Origin of the sequence: Pseudohaliea sp. (genome assembly GCF_040217025.1) — a bacterium.
In the GTDB taxonomy this organism is placed as follows: domain Bacteria; phylum Pseudomonadota; class Gammaproteobacteria; order Pseudomonadales; family Halieaceae; genus Pseudohaliea.
Genome location: NZ_JAVJOA010000003.1, coordinates 1 through 16,324 on the forward strand (window position 1 = coordinate 1; position 16,324 = coordinate 16,324).

The 16,324-nt window shown below is 70.1% G+C and carries 14 protein-coding genes; 8 read left to right on the forward strand and 6 right to left on the reverse strand.

Features of this window, described 5'->3' with window-relative positions; genetic code table 11:
* Positions 1-257: 257 nt before the first annotated feature.
* Positions 258-1,553: a tyrosine--tRNA ligase gene (tyrS, locus tag RKE50_RS00905; RefSeq protein ID WP_350033616.1), complete on the reverse strand. Its 1,296-nt coding sequence runs from the start codon at positions 1,551-1,553 to the stop codon at positions 258-260.
* Positions 1,554-1,715: 162 nt separating this feature from the next.
* Here tyrS and RKE50_RS00910 point away from each other — a divergent pair, with 162 nt between their 5' ends.
* Together RKE50_RS00910 and RKE50_RS00915 are read left to right on the forward strand one after the other, a co-directional pair.
* Complete coding sequence (locus tag RKE50_RS00910) at positions 1,716-3,149, forward strand: peptidoglycan DD-metalloendopeptidase family protein (RefSeq protein WP_350033617.1); 1,434 nt, start codon at positions 1,716-1,718, stop codon at positions 3,147-3,149.
* Between the two features lie 6 nt (positions 3,150-3,155).
* Positions 3,156-4,313, forward strand: coding sequence for an anhydro-N-acetylmuramic acid kinase (locus RKE50_RS00915; RefSeq protein WP_350033618.1), 1,158 nt, complete (start codon positions 3,156-3,158; stop codon positions 4,311-4,313).
* A gap of 10 nt (positions 4,314-4,323) precedes the next feature.
* Here RKE50_RS00915 and erpA read toward each other — a convergent pair whose 3' ends face one another.
* Both erpA and argC read right to left on the reverse strand, forming a co-directional pair.
* Positions 4,324-4,677 carry an iron-sulfur cluster insertion protein ErpA gene (gene erpA, locus RKE50_RS00920; protein ID WP_350033619.1) on the reverse strand — a complete coding sequence of 118 codons (354 nt, stop codon included), beginning with the start codon at positions 4,675-4,677 and terminating at the stop codon, positions 4,324-4,326.
* Positions 4,678-4,784: 107 nt separating this feature from the next.
* Positions 4,785-5,816, reverse strand: a complete 1,032-nt coding sequence (argC, locus tag RKE50_RS00925) for an N-acetyl-gamma-glutamyl-phosphate reductase (RefSeq protein WP_350033620.1) — start codon at positions 5,814-5,816, stop codon at positions 4,785-4,787.
* A gap of 91 nt (positions 5,817-5,907) precedes the next feature.
* Between argC and RKE50_RS00930 the strand changes: the two genes are divergently transcribed.
* From RKE50_RS00930 to RKE50_RS00950, 5 genes are all read left to right on the forward strand, one after another.
* Complete coding sequence (locus RKE50_RS00930; RefSeq protein WP_350033622.1) at positions 5,908-7,665, forward strand: chloride channel protein; 1,758 nt, start codon at positions 5,908-5,910, stop codon at positions 7,663-7,665.
* A 10-nt stretch (positions 7,666-7,675) separates the two neighbouring features.
* Positions 7,676-8,095, forward strand: a complete 420-nt coding sequence (locus RKE50_RS00935) for a CopD family protein (RefSeq protein WP_350033624.1) — start codon at positions 7,676-7,678, stop codon at positions 8,093-8,095.
* Positions 8,096-8,245: 150 nt separating this feature from the next.
* Positions 8,246-9,547, forward strand: coding sequence for a glutamate-1-semialdehyde 2,1-aminomutase (gene hemL / locus RKE50_RS00940; protein ID WP_350033626.1), 1,302 nt, complete (start codon positions 8,246-8,248; stop codon positions 9,545-9,547).
* The gene (gene hemB / locus RKE50_RS00945; RefSeq protein ID WP_350033627.1) at positions 9,544-10,551 is read left to right on the forward strand and encodes a porphobilinogen synthase; all 1,008 of its coding nucleotides are present in this window, start codon (positions 9,544-9,546) and stop codon (positions 10,549-10,551) included. Before hemL ends, hemB begins: the two co-directional genes overlap by 4 nt.
* An 11-nt stretch (positions 10,552-10,562) precedes the next feature.
* Positions 10,563-11,183 carry a delta-aminolevulinic acid dehydratase gene (locus tag RKE50_RS00950; protein ID WP_350033629.1) on the forward strand — a complete coding sequence of 207 codons (621 nt, stop codon included), beginning with the start codon at positions 10,563-10,565 and terminating at the stop codon, positions 11,181-11,183.
* 1 nt (position 11,184) lies between these two features.
* Here RKE50_RS00950 and RKE50_RS00955 read toward each other — a convergent pair whose 3' ends face one another.
* Positions 11,185-11,802, reverse strand: coding sequence for an NUDIX hydrolase (locus tag RKE50_RS00955; protein ID WP_350033631.1), 618 nt, complete (start codon positions 11,800-11,802; stop codon positions 11,185-11,187).
* Between the two features lie 125 nt (positions 11,803-11,927).
* Here RKE50_RS00955 and RKE50_RS00960 point away from each other — a divergent pair, with 125 nt between their 5' ends.
* A complete protein-coding gene (locus RKE50_RS00960) occupies positions 11,928-13,394 on the forward strand; it encodes an ATP-binding cassette domain-containing protein (RefSeq protein ID WP_350033633.1) in 1,467 nt (488 codons plus the stop codon).
* Here the strand turns inward: RKE50_RS00960 and RKE50_RS00965 are convergent.
* Positions 13,384-13,791: a tetratricopeptide repeat protein gene (locus RKE50_RS00965; protein WP_350033635.1), complete on the reverse strand. Its 408-nt coding sequence runs from the start codon at positions 13,789-13,791 to the stop codon at positions 13,384-13,386. The two genes, RKE50_RS00960 and RKE50_RS00965, sit on opposite strands and share 11 nt — an antisense overlap.
* Positions 13,788-16,034 carry a penicillin-binding protein 1B gene (gene mrcB / locus RKE50_RS00970; RefSeq protein WP_350033637.1) on the reverse strand — a complete coding sequence of 749 codons (2,247 nt, stop codon included), beginning with the start codon at positions 16,032-16,034 and terminating at the stop codon, positions 13,788-13,790. Before mrcB ends, RKE50_RS00965 begins: the two co-directional genes overlap by 4 nt.
* Positions 16,035-16,324: the final 290 nt, after the last annotated feature.

The following is a 16,324-nucleotide window of genomic DNA, read 5'->3' on the forward strand; positions in this document are numbered from 1 at the left end:
GACACATCAGAATCAATGATTCATAAATGAATCGATGAGTCACTTGTGTCTGATAACTTTACTCCCCCGGGCAAGCCCGATGAGAGTGAGCCACCAATCCAACAAGTGCCCACACATCTGTCTTCATCTGTCTGTTAAGCAGCTCGCTCGGCGCCGGGCCGGGCGTTACCCGCCAAGACCATGTCTCGACCGGGAGGCGTATTATACAGTCGGAACCTCCGCTGGCAAGCGGTGATTCGATCTTTTTTTGATACGGGTCAGGCCGCCTCGAACAGGTGGTACTTCTTCTTGCCCAGGCGCACGAGGAAGAAGCGCCCATGGAGGGCCCGCCCGGCCGCGAAGCAGCCCGCCGGGTCGGCGTTGTCGTCCCGGGAAAGAGCCCGGCCGTTGACCAGCACGGCGCCGTTGCCGAGCGCATCCTTGACCTGCTTGCCGGACTTCGCCATGCCCGCTTCGACCAGCGTCTGGGTCAGCGTCTCGGGCAGCGCCGCCCGGTCCAGGGCGCTCGCCGGCAGGCCATCCAGCCGCAGCTGCGCAAAGTCGTCGGCCGACAGGGTCTCGAGGTCGCCGTCGAACAGGCAGCGCGTGATGCGCTCGGCCGCGGCCAGGCCCGCATCCCCGTGCACCAGCCGGGTCACCTCCCGGGCCAGCACACCCTGTGCTTCCGGGCGCCCCTGGCGCTCCGCATCGGCGCGCTCGATGGCCTCGATCTCGGCCACGTCCAGGAACGTGAAGTAGCGCAGGAAGCGGTAGACATCCGCGTCCGCGGTGCCCAGCCAGAACTGGTAGAAGGCATAGGGCGAGGTGCGCGCCGGGTCCAGCCAGACCGTGCCGCTCTCGGTCTTGCCGAACTTGGTGCCGTCGGCCTTGGTGATCAGGGGCAGTGTCAGGCCGTACACCTGCTTGCCGTGCAGGCGCCGGGCCAGGTCGATGCCGGCGGTGATGTTGCCCCACTGGTCCGAGCCGCCGAGCTGCAGGGAGCAGTCGTGACGGTTGGCCAGCTCAGCAAAATCCAGCGCCTGCAGGATCATGTAGCTGAACTCGGTGTAGCTGATGCCTGCGCCTTCGCGCTCGATCCGCTGGCGCACGGACTCCTTTTGCACCATGGCGTTGACGGAGAAGTGCTTGCCGATGTCGCGCAGGAACGTGAGCACATCCATGCCCTGTGTCCAGTCGAGGTTGTTCACCACAAGGGCCGACTGCGGCCCGGCATCGAAGTCGATGAAGCGCGAGACCTGGTCGCGGATCTTCTCCACCCAGCCGCCGATGACCTCGGGGGTGTTCAGCTGCCGCTCCTGCGCCTTGAAGCTCGGGTCGCCGATCAGGCCCGTGGCACCGCCCACCAGGGCGATGGGCCGGTGACCCGCACGCTGGAAGCGCTGCAGGGTCAGCAGCGGCACCAGGGACCCGATGTGCAGGCTGTCCGCCGTCGGGTCGAAGCCGCAATAGAGGGTGCGCATGCCGCCATCGAGCCAGCCCGGGAGCGCCTCCTCCCCGGCGAGCTGGAACAGGAGCCCGCGCGCGCGCAGGTCGGCGATCAGTGCACTACTCATGATGGCGGCTCACGGTTGCTGCGGTCGGCTGTCATCCCGGCGGGTGGACGGCACGTAGTAAAAAGAGGGCGCAAGATACCCCAACGACCATGGATTGCAACTGCCGGGCGGTAGCGGCATCCTGCGTTATACTTCGATCAGCATTTCTGCGGGCAAGAGCCGATGCAATTCAAGAAAGCGCCCCGCGGCGCCACGCCGCTGGCACAGCGACCCCGCGTTTCCCAGGGCCACCTGCTGGCCGTGGCCGCCCTGACGGCGGCCGTCGCGATCGCCGCCCTCGTGGCCCCGGGCGGCGACGTGGAGGCGAACCGCTCCCCGGAGGCTGAGGTGCCCGGCGCCATGGATGCCGCCATCGAGGTGGCCGAGAGCGGCGTCGACACGGCGGGCGCGCAGGAGCCGGCCCCGGCCGAGGCTGAGACCGCCGCCGAGCCGAAGGAATCGCCCGAAGCGGCGCCCGCCCCGGCCTGGCGCGAGCTCATCGTCCAGTCCGGCGACAATCTCTCCCTGCTGTTCAAGCGGGCCGGCTACGCCGATGGCGACGTCTACCGCATCGTGCATACGGCGCCGCAGGGAAAGGCGCTCGAGCGCATCTACCCGGGCCAGACCATCGGCTTCCTGGCCGACGATGCCGGCGAGCTGGCCGCCGTGCGCCACGTGATCGACCCGCTGCACAGTGTCGTCTACCGGCGCATGGACGGCGGCTACTCCAGCGAGCGCATCGACCGCGAGCCGGAAGTGCGCCTGGCCTGGGCCTCCGGCGAGATCGACACGTCCCTGTTCCTCGCCGGCCGCGACGCCGGCCTGTCGAGCAACCTGGTGATGGAGCTGGCCAACCTCTTCGGCGGTGTCATCGACTTCGCGCTCGACCCGCGCAAGGGCGACACCATGCACGTGCTCTACGAAGAGCTGTACCTCGACGGCGAGCGTTTCGACGAGGGCAACATCATCGCCGCCTCCTTTACCAACAAGGGCGAGACCTTCAACGCTTTCCGCTACACCGACAGCGCCGGGCAGGCGAGCTACTACAATGAAAACGGCGTGAGCATGCGCAAGGCCTTCCTCATGGCCCCGGTGGACTTCACCCGCATCAGCTCCAACTTCAACCTCAAGCGCCTTCACCCGATCTACAAGACCACGCGGCCGCACCGCGGCACCGACTACGCCGCGCCCCGCGGCACGCCGGTTTTCGCCTCCGGTGACGGCCGGGTGATTGAGGCCGGCTATACCCGTGCCAACGGCAACTACGTGTTCATTCAGCACGGCGAGCGCTACATCACCAAGTACCTGCACCTGAACAAGCGCAAGGTCCGCCAGGGCCAGCGCGTGGTGCAGAGCCAGGTCATCGGCACCGTGGGTTCCACGGGCGCCGCCACCGGGCCGCACCTGCACTACGAATTCCTCGTGGATGGCGTGCACCGCAACCCGCGAACCATCCACAAGCTGCTGCCGAAGGCCAAGTCGCTCGCCGCGGCCGAGATGCCCGCCTTCCGCAGCGCCATCACCGGGGTGAGCCAGCAGCTGGCCCAGCGCCAGACCGAGACCCGCCTCGCCAGCGCCGGGGGCCCGGGGACCGGCACCGCCACCGCCGCGCCCTGATCCGCCGTGGCCCCGGCTTACTACCTGGGCCTCATGTCCGGCACCAGCGTCGACGGCGTCGACGCGGCGCTCCTCGCCTTCGATGAAGACCTCGCGTGCGACCGCTTCGACGTCCTCGCCACCCTGGGCCGCCCGCACCCGCCCGCGCTCCGTGACGCCATCGCCACCCTGTGCACGCCCGGCGAAGACGGCCTCGACGAGGCGGGCCGGGTGGACCGCGAGGTCGCCGTGGCCTTCGCAGACACCGCCCTCGCCCTCCTTGAAAGCAGCGGTATCGACGCGGCCCGGGTAAGCGCTATCGGCTCCCATGGCCAGACCGTCCGCCACCGTCCCGGGGGCAACACCCCTTTCACGCTGCAGCTCGGGGACCCGAACACGATCGCCGAGCGCACCGGCATCACCACCGTGGCGGATTTCCGCCGCCGCGACATCGCCGCCGGCGGCGAGGGCGCCCCCCTGGCACCGGCCTTCCACCGCGCCTGCTTCGGCGCCGCGGGCTGCTGCCGGGCCATCGTCAACATCGGCGGCATCGCCAATGCCACGCTCCTCGACGGGGAAACGCTGGTCGCCGGCTTCGATACCGGGCCCGGCAACACGCTCCTCGACGCCTGGAGCCGGCGCCACCAGGGGGCCGACTACGACGCCGGCGGTGCCTGGAGCGCCGAGGGCACGGTTATCCCGGCCCTCCTCGACGGCGCCCTGTCGGATGCCTTCTTCCAGCGCGCGGGCCCGCGCAGCACCGGGCGTGAGCATTTCAGCGAGGCCTGGCTGGACAGCCTGCTCGCCGCAGTACCGGACGCCGACCCGCGCGATGTGCAGGCCACGCTGGCGGCACTCACGGCGCAGGGGATCATCCGCGGCCTGGAACGCGCGGGCTTCCCTGCGGACGAGGTCTACGTCTGTGGCGGCGGGGCACACAACGACGACCTGATGCGTCGCCTGCACCGGGCCCTCGAGCCCGCGCGGCTTGCCACCACGCAGGCGCTGGGGCTGGACCCGGACTGGGTAGAGGCAGCGGCTTTCGCCTGGCTGGCGCGGGAAACGCTGGCCGGCCGGCCCGGCAATGCACCGGCGGTTACCGGCGCGGCGGGGCCGCGGGTTCTAGGGGGAATCTATCCGGGCAGCGCCGGCGGGCGCTGGGTGGTGCCGGGGTCGGGCGGCTAGCTAGCCCCTTTCAGATAGCGAAGGACGCGCCGCAGCCGCAGGTAGTCGTCGCGTTCGGGTTGTTGACGATGAAGCGGGAACCCTCGAGGCCCTCGGTGTAGTCGACCTCGGAGCCGGCGAGGTAGGGGAAGCTCATCGGGTCCACGAGCACCGTCACCCCGTCCATCTCGATGGCGGTGTCGTCTTCGGCCACCTCCTCGTCGAAGGAGAAGCCGTACTGGAACCCGGAGCAGCCACCGCCGGTGATGAAGACGCGCAGCTTGAGATCGGCGTTCTCTTCTTCCGACACGAGTTCACGCACCTTGCGCACGGCATTGGGCGAGAGGGTCAGGCTGTTCGGGTCAAAGGCTGTGGCGACGGTCATTGGCGGAATGCGCCCTGGCGTTCAAACAAGTTCATGGAGTATGCGAAGCCCTAGCAATTCAGTCAAGTATTGCGGCCGGCACCCGCAACCCGGGGGCCGGCGCGGCCTCAGGGCAGCAGCCCCGGATGGCCGAGCCCCTCGGTCTCCGGCAGGCCCAGCATGAGGTTCATGCACTGGATGGCCTGGCCGGAGGCGCCCTTGACGAGGTTGTCCTCCGTGGCCATGACCACCGCAGTATCCCGCCCCTGGGGCACCGTCACCGCGAGCTGGCAGCGGTTGGCCCCGCGCACCACCCGGGTCTGCGGGTGCTGGCCCGCGGGCAGCACGTCGACAAACGGCTCGTCGGCGTAGTAGTCCTCGAACACCGGCTGCAGGTCCAGCCCCGGGGTATGCAGGCGGGCAAAGCAGGTGGCGTGAATGCCCCGGATCATCGGCAGCAGGTGCGGCACGAAGGTCACCCCCACGGGCTCGCCGGCGAGGTCGCCGAGGGACTGCTCGATCTCCGGCTGGTGCCGGTGGCCGCTAGCCCCGTAGGCTTTGAAGTTGTCACTCGCCTCGGTGAGGATGTTGTCGAGCTTCGCCTGCCGGCCGGCGCCGCTGACCCCGGAGGCGGCGCTGGCGATGAGCTGCCCCGGGTCCACGAGCCCGCCTGCGAGCAGCGGCGCGAAGGCCAGCTGGATCGCCGTGGGATAGCAGCCGGGGCAGGCGACGAGGCGCGCGTCCACGATCGCCGAGCGGTAGAACTCGGGAAGGCCGTACACCGCCTCGGCCAGCCGCTCCGGGCAGGCGTGGGTCTCGCCGTACCACGCGGACCAGGTGTCGGCATCGCGCAGGCGGAAGTCGGCGGACAGGTCGATCACCCGGGCGCCGGCATCGAGCAGCGCCGGCACACTGTGCATGGCCACGTTGTGCGGCGTGGCAAAGAAAACGACGTCGCAGGCGGCAAGTGCGACGGTATCCGGCTCAGTGAAACTGAGGTCACAGGTTCCGCGCAGGTTCGGGAACAGCTCGTCCGCCCGGCGGCCGGCCTCGCCCCGGGAGGTGATGAGCACGACCTCGGCCCCGGGGTGCGCCGCGAGCAGTCGCAGCAGCTCCACGCCCGCGTAGCCCGTGCCTCCGACGATGCCGACCCTGACCATGCTGCCTCCGTTGAAAGTGCTTGCCGGCCCGCCGCCGCGAGCGGCGGGCAAACTGCTATGATCGCATTTTTCACTGGCATCGGTCAGCGCCGTGCGCAATACCCTGGGCAGCTTCCGCCGCTCTCTCACCCGCTACGAGTCGACCCTCGCCTATGCATTGCTGGGCGTCGTGGGCGGCCTGGCGTCGGGCGGCGTGGTGCTGGCCTTCGAGGCGGCCATCGTCGCCCTCGGTGAACTCTGGGGCGTGAACGGCGGCGAGGCCTTCGAGACGCTGCCGCGCTGGCTGCTGTTCGCGCTGCCGGCGGGGGGCGGCCTGCTCCTCGGTGCCGCGTTCAGCCTGCTGCCGAGGGAGCAGCGCGAGGTCGGCATCCTGCACGTAGTCAGCCGGCTGCACTACCATTACGGGGTGCTGCCGCTGCGCAACGCGCTGGTGCAGTTCTTCGCCGGGGCGCTGGCCCTGGCCTCGGGGCAGTCCGGGGGCCGCGAGGGCCCTGGAGTGCACCTGGGCGCGGCTGTGAACAGCCTGCTCGGCCAGCGCCTGTCCCTGCCCAACAACAGCCTGCGCGTGGCCATCGCCTGCGGGACCGCCGGCGGCATCGCCGCGGCCTTCAACACGCCCCTGGCCGGCGTGATCTTCGCCATGGAGGTCATCGTCGCCGAGTACACCGTGGCCGGCTTCGTCCCGGTGATGCTCGCCGCGGTGGCGGCCTCGGCCATCAGCCGCGGCCTCGCTTTCGGCTTCCCGGTGTTCACCCTGCCGCCGGTCGAGCTCAACTCGCTCTGGGAAATCCCTTTCATTCTCTTCGTGGGGCTCTGCTGCGGGGCCGCCGGTGCGCTGCTCATCCGCCTCGTGCTGCTCTCCGCGGGCTCCCGGCAGCGCCCGGTGCTGCTGCGCTTCACGGTCGCCGGGGTGCTCACGGGCTGCCTCGCGCTGCTGGTTCCCGAGGTGCTCGGCATGGGCTACGACTCGCTGCGGCGCATTCTCGCCGGCGAGAGCACGCTGGTGCTCCTCGCGGCGCTCGCCGTCACCAAGCTGCTGGCCACCAGCGTGAACCTGGGCTTCGGGCTGCCCGTGGGGCTCATCGGCCCGAGCCTGATCATCGGCGCCTGCATCGGCGGCCTCCTCGGCCAGCTCGGCCCGACCCTGCAGCCCGCGCTCGCGTCGGACATGACGCTCTACGTGATCATCGGTATGGCGGCGACCATGGGCACGGTGCTCGGCGCTCCGCTGGCCGCCAGCATCGCGGTCATCGAGCTCACCCAGACCACGGCGGTCGCCATGCCGGCGCTGTTGGCCATCGTTGCCGCCAACCTCGTCAACACCGCGCTGTTCCGCCAGCGGGCGGTGCACCACGCGCTCCTTCGCCAGCTCGAGCGCGCGGTGCCGGAGGACCCCCTAGGGCAGTTCCTGCACCGGGTGGACGTCACCTCGGGCATGAACACCAGCGCCGTGCGCGTGCCGGCAAAGATCAGCCCCGAGGCGCTCCGTGCCCTCGCGGTGCAGGTCCCGGACTGGTGCGTCATCCACCGCGACGAGGAGGACCTGTTCCTCCTACGCGGCGAGGACCTGCTGGCCTGGGAGGCCGGCGAGCGCCCGCCCCTGCCGCCGGAAGAAGGCGAGGATCCGGCCCTGCTGGACCTGACCGGCGCCGACCTGCGCCGCTGGACCATCACCCGGGTCCCCGAGCAGGCCACGCTGCGCCAGGCCATGGACGTGCTGCGCCGCGAGACCGTCGAGGCGGCCTGCGTCTACGGCCGGCTGCCCACGGGCAAGCGCAGCCTGCGCGGCATCGTCACCCGGGAGCGCATCGAGCGCTACTCCCTGTCATTCATCTATAGCGAGAGCTAAGGAAATCGCCATGCTGTGGTTGCGTGCCCTGCACATCATCTTCGTCGTCTGCTGGTTCGCCGGCCTGTTCTACCTGCCCCGGATCTTCGTCTACTTCGCCGCCAGCGAGGACAGCGCGACCCGGGCGCAGCTGGCCGTGATGTCCCGCCGCCTGTACCGCTTCGTCACGCCCTTCATGGTGCTGACGGTGGTCTTCGGCGTAGGGATGATCACCCTGGCGCCGGACTACTACCTGAGCGCCACCTGGCTCTGGCTCAAGCTCGCCGGCGTGGCCTTTCTCATCGTCTATCACTTCCAGTGCGGCCGCTACGTAAAGGCCATCAACGCCGACTCGGACAGCCACAGCCACGTGTTCTACCGCTTCTTCAACGAGGTGCCGGTGCTGTTCCTCTTTGCCATCGTGTTCCTGGTGGTGCTGAAGCCCTTCTGATCGAGCCTTTCTTGATCCCACCCGCTTGATGCACTCCCCTTGACGGGGCGCCTGGACCCGCCGCGGGGTTGTTGACGGGGAGGACGAAGGCCCATAATCCGGGGGCTTCAAGCTCCGCCGGAGCCCGTCTTACCCTGCAGTGAGGACAGCATGGTCACATCGCAAGCCCTATTCGAGCGCGCCAACGCCCATATCCCCGGCGGCGTGAATTCACCGGTGCGGGCCTTCAAGGCCGTCGGCGGCACGCCGGTGTTCATCGACCGCGCCGACGGCGCCTACCTCTTCGACACCGACGGCAACCGCTACATCGACTACGTGCTGTCCTGGGGCCCCATGATCATGGGCCACAACCACCCCGAGGTGCGCGAGGCGGTGGTCCGCCAGGCCGAGAAGGGCCTGTCCTTCGGCGCGCCGACGGAGCTCGAGACGCAGCTGGCCGACCGGATCTGCGAAATCATGCCGAACATGGACCTGGTGCGCATGGTGAACTCCGGCACCGAGGCCACCATGAGCGCCATCCGCCTCGCCCGTGGCTACACGCACCGCGACAAGATCGTGAAGTTCGAAGGCTGCTACCACGGTCACTCCGACTCGCTGCTGATCAAGGCCGGCTCCGGCGCCCTCACGCTCGGCGTGCCCAGCTCCCCGGGGGTACCGGCCTGCCTTGCCGAGCACACCATCACCCTTACCTACAACGACACCGAGGGCCTGCGCCAGTGCTTCGCGGAGCACGGCGACAAGATTGCCTGCCTGATCGTCGAGCCGGTCACCGGCAACATGAACTGCGTGCTGCCCAAGCCCGAGTTCCTTACCGCCATGCGCGAGGTGTGCAACGAGAGCGGCGCCGTGTTCATCCTCGACGAGGTGATGACCGGCTTCCGCTTCGGGCCCCACGGTGCGCAGGGCCACTACGGCATCGAGGCGGACCTCACCACCCTGGGCAAGATCCTCGGCGGCGGCATGCCCGTGGGCGCCTTCGGCGGCAAGCGCGAGATCATGGAGCACATCGCGCCCCTCGGCCCCGTGTACCAGGCAGGCACGCTCTCCGGTAACCCGATCGCCATGGCGGCGGGGCTCGCCACCATGGACATCATCACCCGGCCGGGCTTCTACGAGCCGATCTTCGAGCGCACCGAGCGCCTCTGCCACGGGCTCGAGGCCGCGGCGGACAGCGCCGGCGTGCCCTTTACCACGAACCACGCGGGCACCATGTTCGGCGGCTTCTTTACCAGCGCACCAAAGGTGGAAAACTATGCCGACGTCATGGCCTGCGACACCAAGACCTTCGGCCGCTTTTTCCACCGCATGCTCGAGCACGGCGTCTACCTGGCGCCGGCCTCCTACGAGGCGGGCTTCATGTCCGCGGCGCACACGGACGAGGACATCGACAAGACCATCGAGGCGGCGAACATCGTCTTCCACATGCTGACTGCCGGGAGTTCCGGCGCATGAGCTTCGCCAGCAGCCGGGGGCCCTACCCGACCACCCGCATGCGCCGGCTCCGGGCCAGCACTTTCGCCCGCGCCCTGGTCCGGGAGCACGGCCTGACCCCGGCGGACTTCATCCTGCCGGTGTTCGTCCTCGAGGGCAGCGGCGAGCGCGAAGCCGTGCCTTCCATGCCCGGCGTGGAGCGCCTCTCCGTAGACCTGCTGGTGGAGCTCGCGAAGGAGGCGCACGGCCTCGGCATCCCCGCCATCGCCCTGTTCCCGGTGGTGCCTGCGGAGCGCAAGAGCCTGCAGGCCGAAGAAGCCTACAGCGCCGACGGCCTCGCCCAGCGTGCCGTGCGCGCCCTGAAAGACGCGGTGCCGGAACTCGGCGTGATGACCGACGTCGCCCTCGACCCGTTCACCACCCACGGCCAGGACGGCATCATCGACGACGACGGCTACGTGCTCAATGACATAACGAAAGACGTGCTCGTGAAGCAGGCCCTGTCCCACGCCGAGGCCGGCGCCGACGTGGTCGCTCCCTCCGACATGATGGACGGGCGCATCGGCGCCATCCGCGAGCTGCTCGAGGCCGAGGGCCACGTGAACACGCTGATCATGTCCTATGCCGCCAAGTACGCCTCGAGCTACTACGGCCCCTTCCGCGACGCCGTGGGCTCGGCCGGCAACATCAAGGGCGGCAACAAGTTCAGTTACCAGATGGACCCGGCAAACAGCGACGAAGCCCTGCACGAGTGCGCCCTGGACCTCGCCGAGGGCGCGGACATGATCATGGTCAAGCCAGGCATGCCCTACCTCGACATCGTCCGCCGGGTGAAGGACGAGCTCAAGGCGCCTACCTTTGCCTACCAGGTGAGCGGCGAGTACGCCATGCACAAGGCCGCCTTCGCCAACGGCTGGCTGCAGGAGGAGGTGGTGATGCTCGAGTCGCTGCTGTCCTTCAAGCGCGCCGGCTGCGACGGCATCCTCACCTACTTCGCCCTGGACGCGGCGCGAGCGCTGCAGTAACGGCGTAACCGGTGCGCACCGCCGCCCTGCTCCTCGCCGCCGCCCTCGTTCCCCTCCCCGGGCACGCCGAGTGCGGCTGCCTCTGGGAGGGCAGCTTCGCCGACGTGCAGGCGGGGGCGGACCTCGTGGTCGCCGGCACCGTCGCGCAGCGCAAGGGCAACTCCATCGACATCGCCATCGGCCGCACCCTGCGCGGGGAAGGCTGGCGCGAACAGGTGCGCGTGTGGCTGAAAACCGGTGACTACTGCCGCCCGCCGGCGGACGACTTTCCCGAGGGCAGCCGCTGGGTGCTGGCGCTGTCGCGCATCGACGCCGTCCCCGAGGGCGGCTTCAACCCGGCCACGCCGAACCAGAGCTACGGCCGCGAGGGCGACTACGTGCTCTCGAGCTGCGGCGGCTACTGGCTGCGCTGGACCGGCGACGCGGTCACCGGCAACCTCGTCGACGCGCCGCGCTGGGCGCGGGAGCCGGAGATGACCCCGGTGCTGCTGGACGTGCTCGCGGCCTACGTCGCCGGCCGCATCGACAAGACGCGGCTGAAGGAGGCCAGCCGGGAGGACCCGGCCCTGCGCGAGCTCATGCTCAACACCCGCCAGTTCCTCATCCACGGGGACGCGGCGGAGCCCGAGTAGCTCAGTCGCGCCGCCAGGGTGGCCGCCCGCCGCTCGGGCCGGTCACGAGGTCCATCAGCTCGTCGAGCATGCGCAGCGACAGGCCCCAGATACGCCGCCCCTCGTAGAAATAGCAGGGCAGCGTCAGGGAGACAGGCTTGCGCTCCCAGACCATGGTCTCCCGGTTATCGGTGTCGAGGAGGAACTCCAGCGGCACCCAGACCACCTCGGCCACCTCGTGGTTGGGAGCGAAGGCGACCTCCCGGCGCAGGCGGAAGACGAAGGGGCTGACCGCCATACCGAGGCCGCGGATCCGCGAGCGGGCATTCACCTCCGACAGCCGGCCGACGCACTCGTCGGCTTCGAGCACGAGACCGACTTCCTCCTCCGTCTCGCGCACCGCGGTGGCGAAGCCGTTAGCGTCGATGCGCTCCATGCGCCCGCCCGGGAAGGCCATCTGCCCCGACCACGGGTCCCCGGGACGCTCCGCCCGGCGGATCATCAGCACGCACAGCTCGCCCTCGCGCACCTGCAGCACGAGCGCGACCGCGCAGCGTTTCATGAAGGGGCGCAGCCGGTGGCGCTTCGGGCGGTGGTCGGCGAGGCGGGTCTCGACGAGGTTCAGGAGTGCAACAGACACGGGGCCGGGGCTTTGAGGCTTGCGCCCGATTAAGCCAGCCGTGTCCCGTTGAAGCAAGGGAGCCGGCCGTTGTCGCGCCATCCACCGGCTCCTACAATCGCGGGCCCGTCCCGCTGGAGCCCGCCGTGAACGCCCCCGACACTCTCCTCACCGTCGAGAACCTCACCGTGAGCTACCGCGCCCGCCCCGTGCTGCGCGGCCTGTCGCTGACCATCCACCGGGGGGAGCAGTGGGCGGTGCTCGGCCCCAACGGCGCCGGCAAGACCACCCTCGCCCGCGTGCTCGCCGGCGAACTCGGCCACTACAGCGGCAGCGTGGAGCGCACCGACACCCTCGCCCACCACGGCATCGCCTACGTCTGCTTCGAGCGGGCGCGGGCCCTGGTGGACCGGGACCGAAAGCTCGACGTCTCGGAATTCAGCGCCGATGCCCGCGACCCGGGCACCCGGGTCAGCGACCTGCTGCCGGCCACGGCGGACCGCGATCACTGGGTCGAGCTGCTGGGCCTCGGCCCACTGCTCGACCGCGGCCTGCGCTACCTGAGCACCGGCGAAATGCGCAAGACGCTTCTCGCCAGCGCTATCCTGCAGCGCCCCGGGCTGCTCATCCTCGACAGCCCCCTCGACGGTCTCGACGCGGCGAGCCAGGAGAAGCTGCACCTGGCCCTCGACACGCTGCTGGCGGGCGACCAGCCGGTGCTGCTGCTGGCGCGGGACCCGGCCGACGTTCCGGCCGCCATCAACCGCGTGCTGCTCCTCGACGCCGGGCGCGTCGCGGCCGCCGGCGAACGGGATGCCGTCCTCGCCGCACCCGGTACCGAAGCCCTCATGCTGCCGCCGCTGCCGCCCCTGGGTGACCTGCCCCCGCCGCCGCCCGGCGCGCCGCGGGCACCGGCCGACGCGCCGCTCATCACCCTGCGCGACATCGACGTCAGCTTCGATGATACGGCCGTGCTCGCCGGCGTGAACTGGACCTTCGACCACGGCCAGCACTGCGCCATCGCCGGCCCCAACGGCTGCGGCAAATCCACGCTGCTCGGCCTTATCACCGGCGACAACCACAAGGCCTACGGCCAGGACGTAACCCTGTTCGGCCGCCGCCGCGGCAGCGGTGAAAGCGTCTGGGATATCAAGCGGCACTTCGGCCAGGTGGACACGCAGCTGCAGCTCACCTTCGCCCGCGGCATGCGCGTGGTGGAGGTGGTGACCTCCGGCTTCTTCGACAGCGTCGGCCTCTACGACGACTGGGGCGACAGCCAGCGCGCCCTGGCCGAGGCCTGGCTCCGGGCGCTGGCCCTCGGCGACCTTGCCGCGGCGCGCTTCGACGACCTCTCCTTCGGCCTGCAGCGCATGGTGCTGCTCGCCCGGGCCATGGTGAAGGGCCCGCAGGTGCTGGTGCTCGACGAACCCACCCTGGGCCTCGATGCCTGGCACCGCCGGCTGCTGCTGCGGGCCGTGGACCACGTGGCCGCCGGCAGCGACAGCCAGCTCCTCTTCGTCAGCCACTCCGCCGGCGACCGGCCGGCGTGCATCAACCAGCGGGTGGATTTCGTGGCGAGGGACGGCGCCTTTACCGTACGCGTCAGCGGGTAAAGCGCGCCAGCGCGCTGCACTCGCTGCCGTGGCAGTAGAGCAGCCCGCGCTCGGCGAAGGCCTTCGCCTGGGCGGCGTTGCCGGCCGCGGCGTGGGTCCGCGCCAGCTCCAGGTAGAGCGCGCCGCGCGCCGGGTCCAGCCGCTGCGCCCGCTCCAGCAGCGCCAGGGCGCGCTCCGTTTCGCCGCCTTCGCGGGCATCCCGCGCCTGGGCGAGAAGGCCGGTGACCGCGTCGGTCGCGGGTTCCACGGGCGGGGGAGCCGGCTCGGGCGCCGGCGTGGGCGGGCGGCTCTCCCCGGGCGGTGTGACCACCGGTGCGGGGGCCTCCCGCGGCGGGCTGCCGGCACAGGCGACGAGGAAGGCGGCGAGGGCGAGGACCAGCAGCGGGCGCAGGTTCATGATTCGTCTCCGAAAAGGCGCTGGAACCAGTCCCGCACCGGGTTGCCGCGGCGAGCGCAGGGGCTTCGGCCCTCGGGCTCGCTGCCATCGATAAAGGGTAACAGCCGCGCGCCCTCGCAGCCCTCGCGGCTCTTAAGCCCCGTGGCCTCGTCCACCCAGTGCAGGGACACGCCGCCGGGCATGCGGTAGGCGAGCGGGCGGCGCGCCGCGGCGGCCATGAAGTCCGACCAGATACGCCCGGCGCCGGTGGCCCCGGTGAGCCCCGTGGCCCGGTTGTCGTCGTGGCCGATCCAGCTCACCGCCAGCAGGTCACCGGAGAAACCGGCAAACCAGGAGTCGCGGAAGCCGTCCGTGGTCCCCGTTTTGCCCGCCACCGCGAAGGCCTGCGGCAGCCGGCGGTAGACCGTGCGCCCGGTGCCCTCGCGAACTACCGCGCGCAGGGCGTAGTGCAGCAGGTGCACGGCGCGCTGGTCCACGCGCCGGTCGTAGGCCAGCGGGTAGCGCTTCAGCGGTTCGCCGTGGGCATCGACGATATCGCGGATGCTGCGCAGCGGCATGCGGAAGCCGCCGGCGGCGATGGCCTGGTAGAGCCGCGCGATCATCAGCGGCGAGTACTCCCCCGCCCCCAGGGCCACCGCCGGCACGGCCGGCGCTTCGGGCAGACCCAGGCGCTCGAGCATGTCGTGCACCCGGTCGACCCCGAGCTCGAGGCCGAGGCGGGCACTGGCCACGTTGTAGGACTTGGCGAGCGCGGCGTAGAGCGGCACCTCGCCGTGGAAGGTCTCCTCGAAGTTCTCCGGCTCCCACACCTGCCCGCCCTTTGCCTCGTGGCGCAGCGGGCTGTCGTCGATGCGCGTGGCCAGCGTGTAGCGCTCCGGCTGCTCCAGCGCCGCCAGGTACACCGCCGGCTTGAGCAGGGACCCGGCGGGCCGGCGCGCATCCAGCGCCCGGTTGAAACCGGCGTAGCGCACCTGCCGGCCGCCCACCAGCGCCGCCACCTCGCCCGTGTCCACCCGGGTGACGATGCTCGCCGTCTCCAGGTCGCCGTCGAGGCCGCCGAGGACGGCGTCGGTGCTGCGCTCCAGCTGCCGCTGCAGGATCGGGTCGAAGGGCGTAAAGATGCTCAAGCCCAGGGTCGCCAGGTCCTCCTCCCGGTACTCCTCGCGCAGCTGCCGGCGCACGAGGTCGAGATAGGCCGGGAAGGCGTCGCGCACCCGCGGCGCCCGGTTCACTCCCAGGGGCATGGCCTTGGCCACCGCCGCCTGTCCGTCGTTGATAATGCCGGCCTCGGCCATCTCGTCGAGCACGAGGTTGCGCCGCTCGGTCGCCCGCGCCGGGTTGCGCAGCGGGTTGTACAGGCTCGGCCCCTTGATCATGCCCACCAGCAGCGCCTGCTGGTGCAGGCCCAGCTGCGGGAGCGGCGCCTGGAAGTAGTGCCGCGCCGCCAGCGCAAAGCCGTGGATGGCGCGCGGCCCCTCCTGGCCGAGGTAGACCTCGTTCAGGTAGCTCTCGAGAATGGCGTCCTTGCTGTAGTGCAGCTCCAGCAGCACCGCCATGGCGATCTCGGTGAGCTTGCGCACGATGGTGCGCTCCGGGGTCAGGTAGTAGTTCTTCACCAGCTGCTGCGTGATGGTGCTGCCGCCGGCCACCACCCGACCGCTGCGCAGGTTGGAGAAAGCCGCCCGGGCAATGCCCGTGATGGAGAAGCCCCAGTGCTCGTAGAAGCGCCGGTCCTCCACGGTCAGCAGCCCCGCCACCAGTGTCTCCGGCACGTCGTTAAGCCGCACCAGGATCCGGTCTTCCCCGTGCGACGGGTATATGCCGCCGATCTGCAGCGGGTCCAGCCGCATGAGCGGCACGTCCTCGCTGCCGCTCACCAGCGCCGACACCCGGCCACCGCTCAACACCAGCCGAACGCCCCGCGCCGGCTCCCGCTCACTGGGGAACGCGAACCCGCGCGTGTAGATGTCGAAGACGCTGCCGTTGCGCGAATACTGTCCCGGCGCCCGGGCGCTGTTAACTGGCCTGTAACCGAGCAGTTCCAGCTCCCAGGCCAGGTCCTCCGCCGACAGCGGCGCCCCCACGAACAGCTCCAGCGGCCGTGCATACACTTTCGCCGGCAGCGCCCACATGCGATCGGAGAAGGTCGCCGTGATCCGCGCATCGAGCATCACCACGCCCACGCCGGCGAGGACCAGGAGCACGATGGCGAGTTTGAGCAGCGGCCGGCGGGTTTTCGTCATGGGCGGCGAGTTTACCTTATCGGGATTTGGCTTCGGGGCGCTATTAATGTCCGCTTCGGTGCCAGTAGCGCCGGCCCGGGCGGTGGGACAGGGGGTGCCGGGACCGCAAAAACGCCATCCATGGCAGCTCGACAGCGGACATCCATGTCCGCTGACGCCCCGGAACCCCCTACTACCACGCCCGCCCCTACCGCCTTCAAGTTTCCTGCAAGGCTCGAACTTCTCTTGCGCTGTCTGAGCTGATGCCTCTGACGTTGGCACGGAGCAGGCCCGGGCGGTGGGACAGGGGG

Bases quoted from the DNA above. Each gene is read 5' to 3' on its own strand.
- erpA (WP_350033619.1), bottom strand. From the start codon at position 4,677: ATGACCGTCGCCACAGCCTTTGACCCGAACAGCCTGACCCTCTCGCCC.
- tyrS (WP_350033616.1), bottom strand. From the start codon at position 1,553: ATGAGTAGTGCACTGATCGCCGACCTGCGCGCGCGCGGGCTCCTGTTC.
- RKE50_RS00965 (WP_350033635.1), bottom strand. From the start codon at position 13,791: ATGAACCTGCGCCCGCTGCTGGTCCTCGCCCTCGCCGCCTTCCTCGTC.
- mrcB (WP_350033637.1), bottom strand. From the start codon at position 16,034: ATGACGAAAACCCGCCGGCCGCTGCTCAAACTCGCCATCGTGCTCCTG.
- argC (WP_350033620.1), bottom strand. From the start codon at position 5,816: ATGGTCAGGGTCGGCATCGTCGGAGGCACGGGCTACGCGGGCGTGGAG.
- RKE50_RS00910 (WP_350033617.1), top strand. From the start codon at position 1,716: ATGCAATTCAAGAAAGCGCCCCGCGGCGCCACGCCGCTGGCACAGCGA.
- hemB (WP_350033627.1), top strand. From the start codon at position 9,544: ATGAGCTTCGCCAGCAGCCGGGGGCCCTACCCGACCACCCGCATGCGC.
- RKE50_RS00935 (WP_350033624.1), top strand. From the start codon at position 7,676: ATGCTGTGGTTGCGTGCCCTGCACATCATCTTCGTCGTCTGCTGGTTC.
- hemL (WP_350033626.1), top strand. From the start codon at position 8,246: ATGGTCACATCGCAAGCCCTATTCGAGCGCGCCAACGCCCATATCCCC.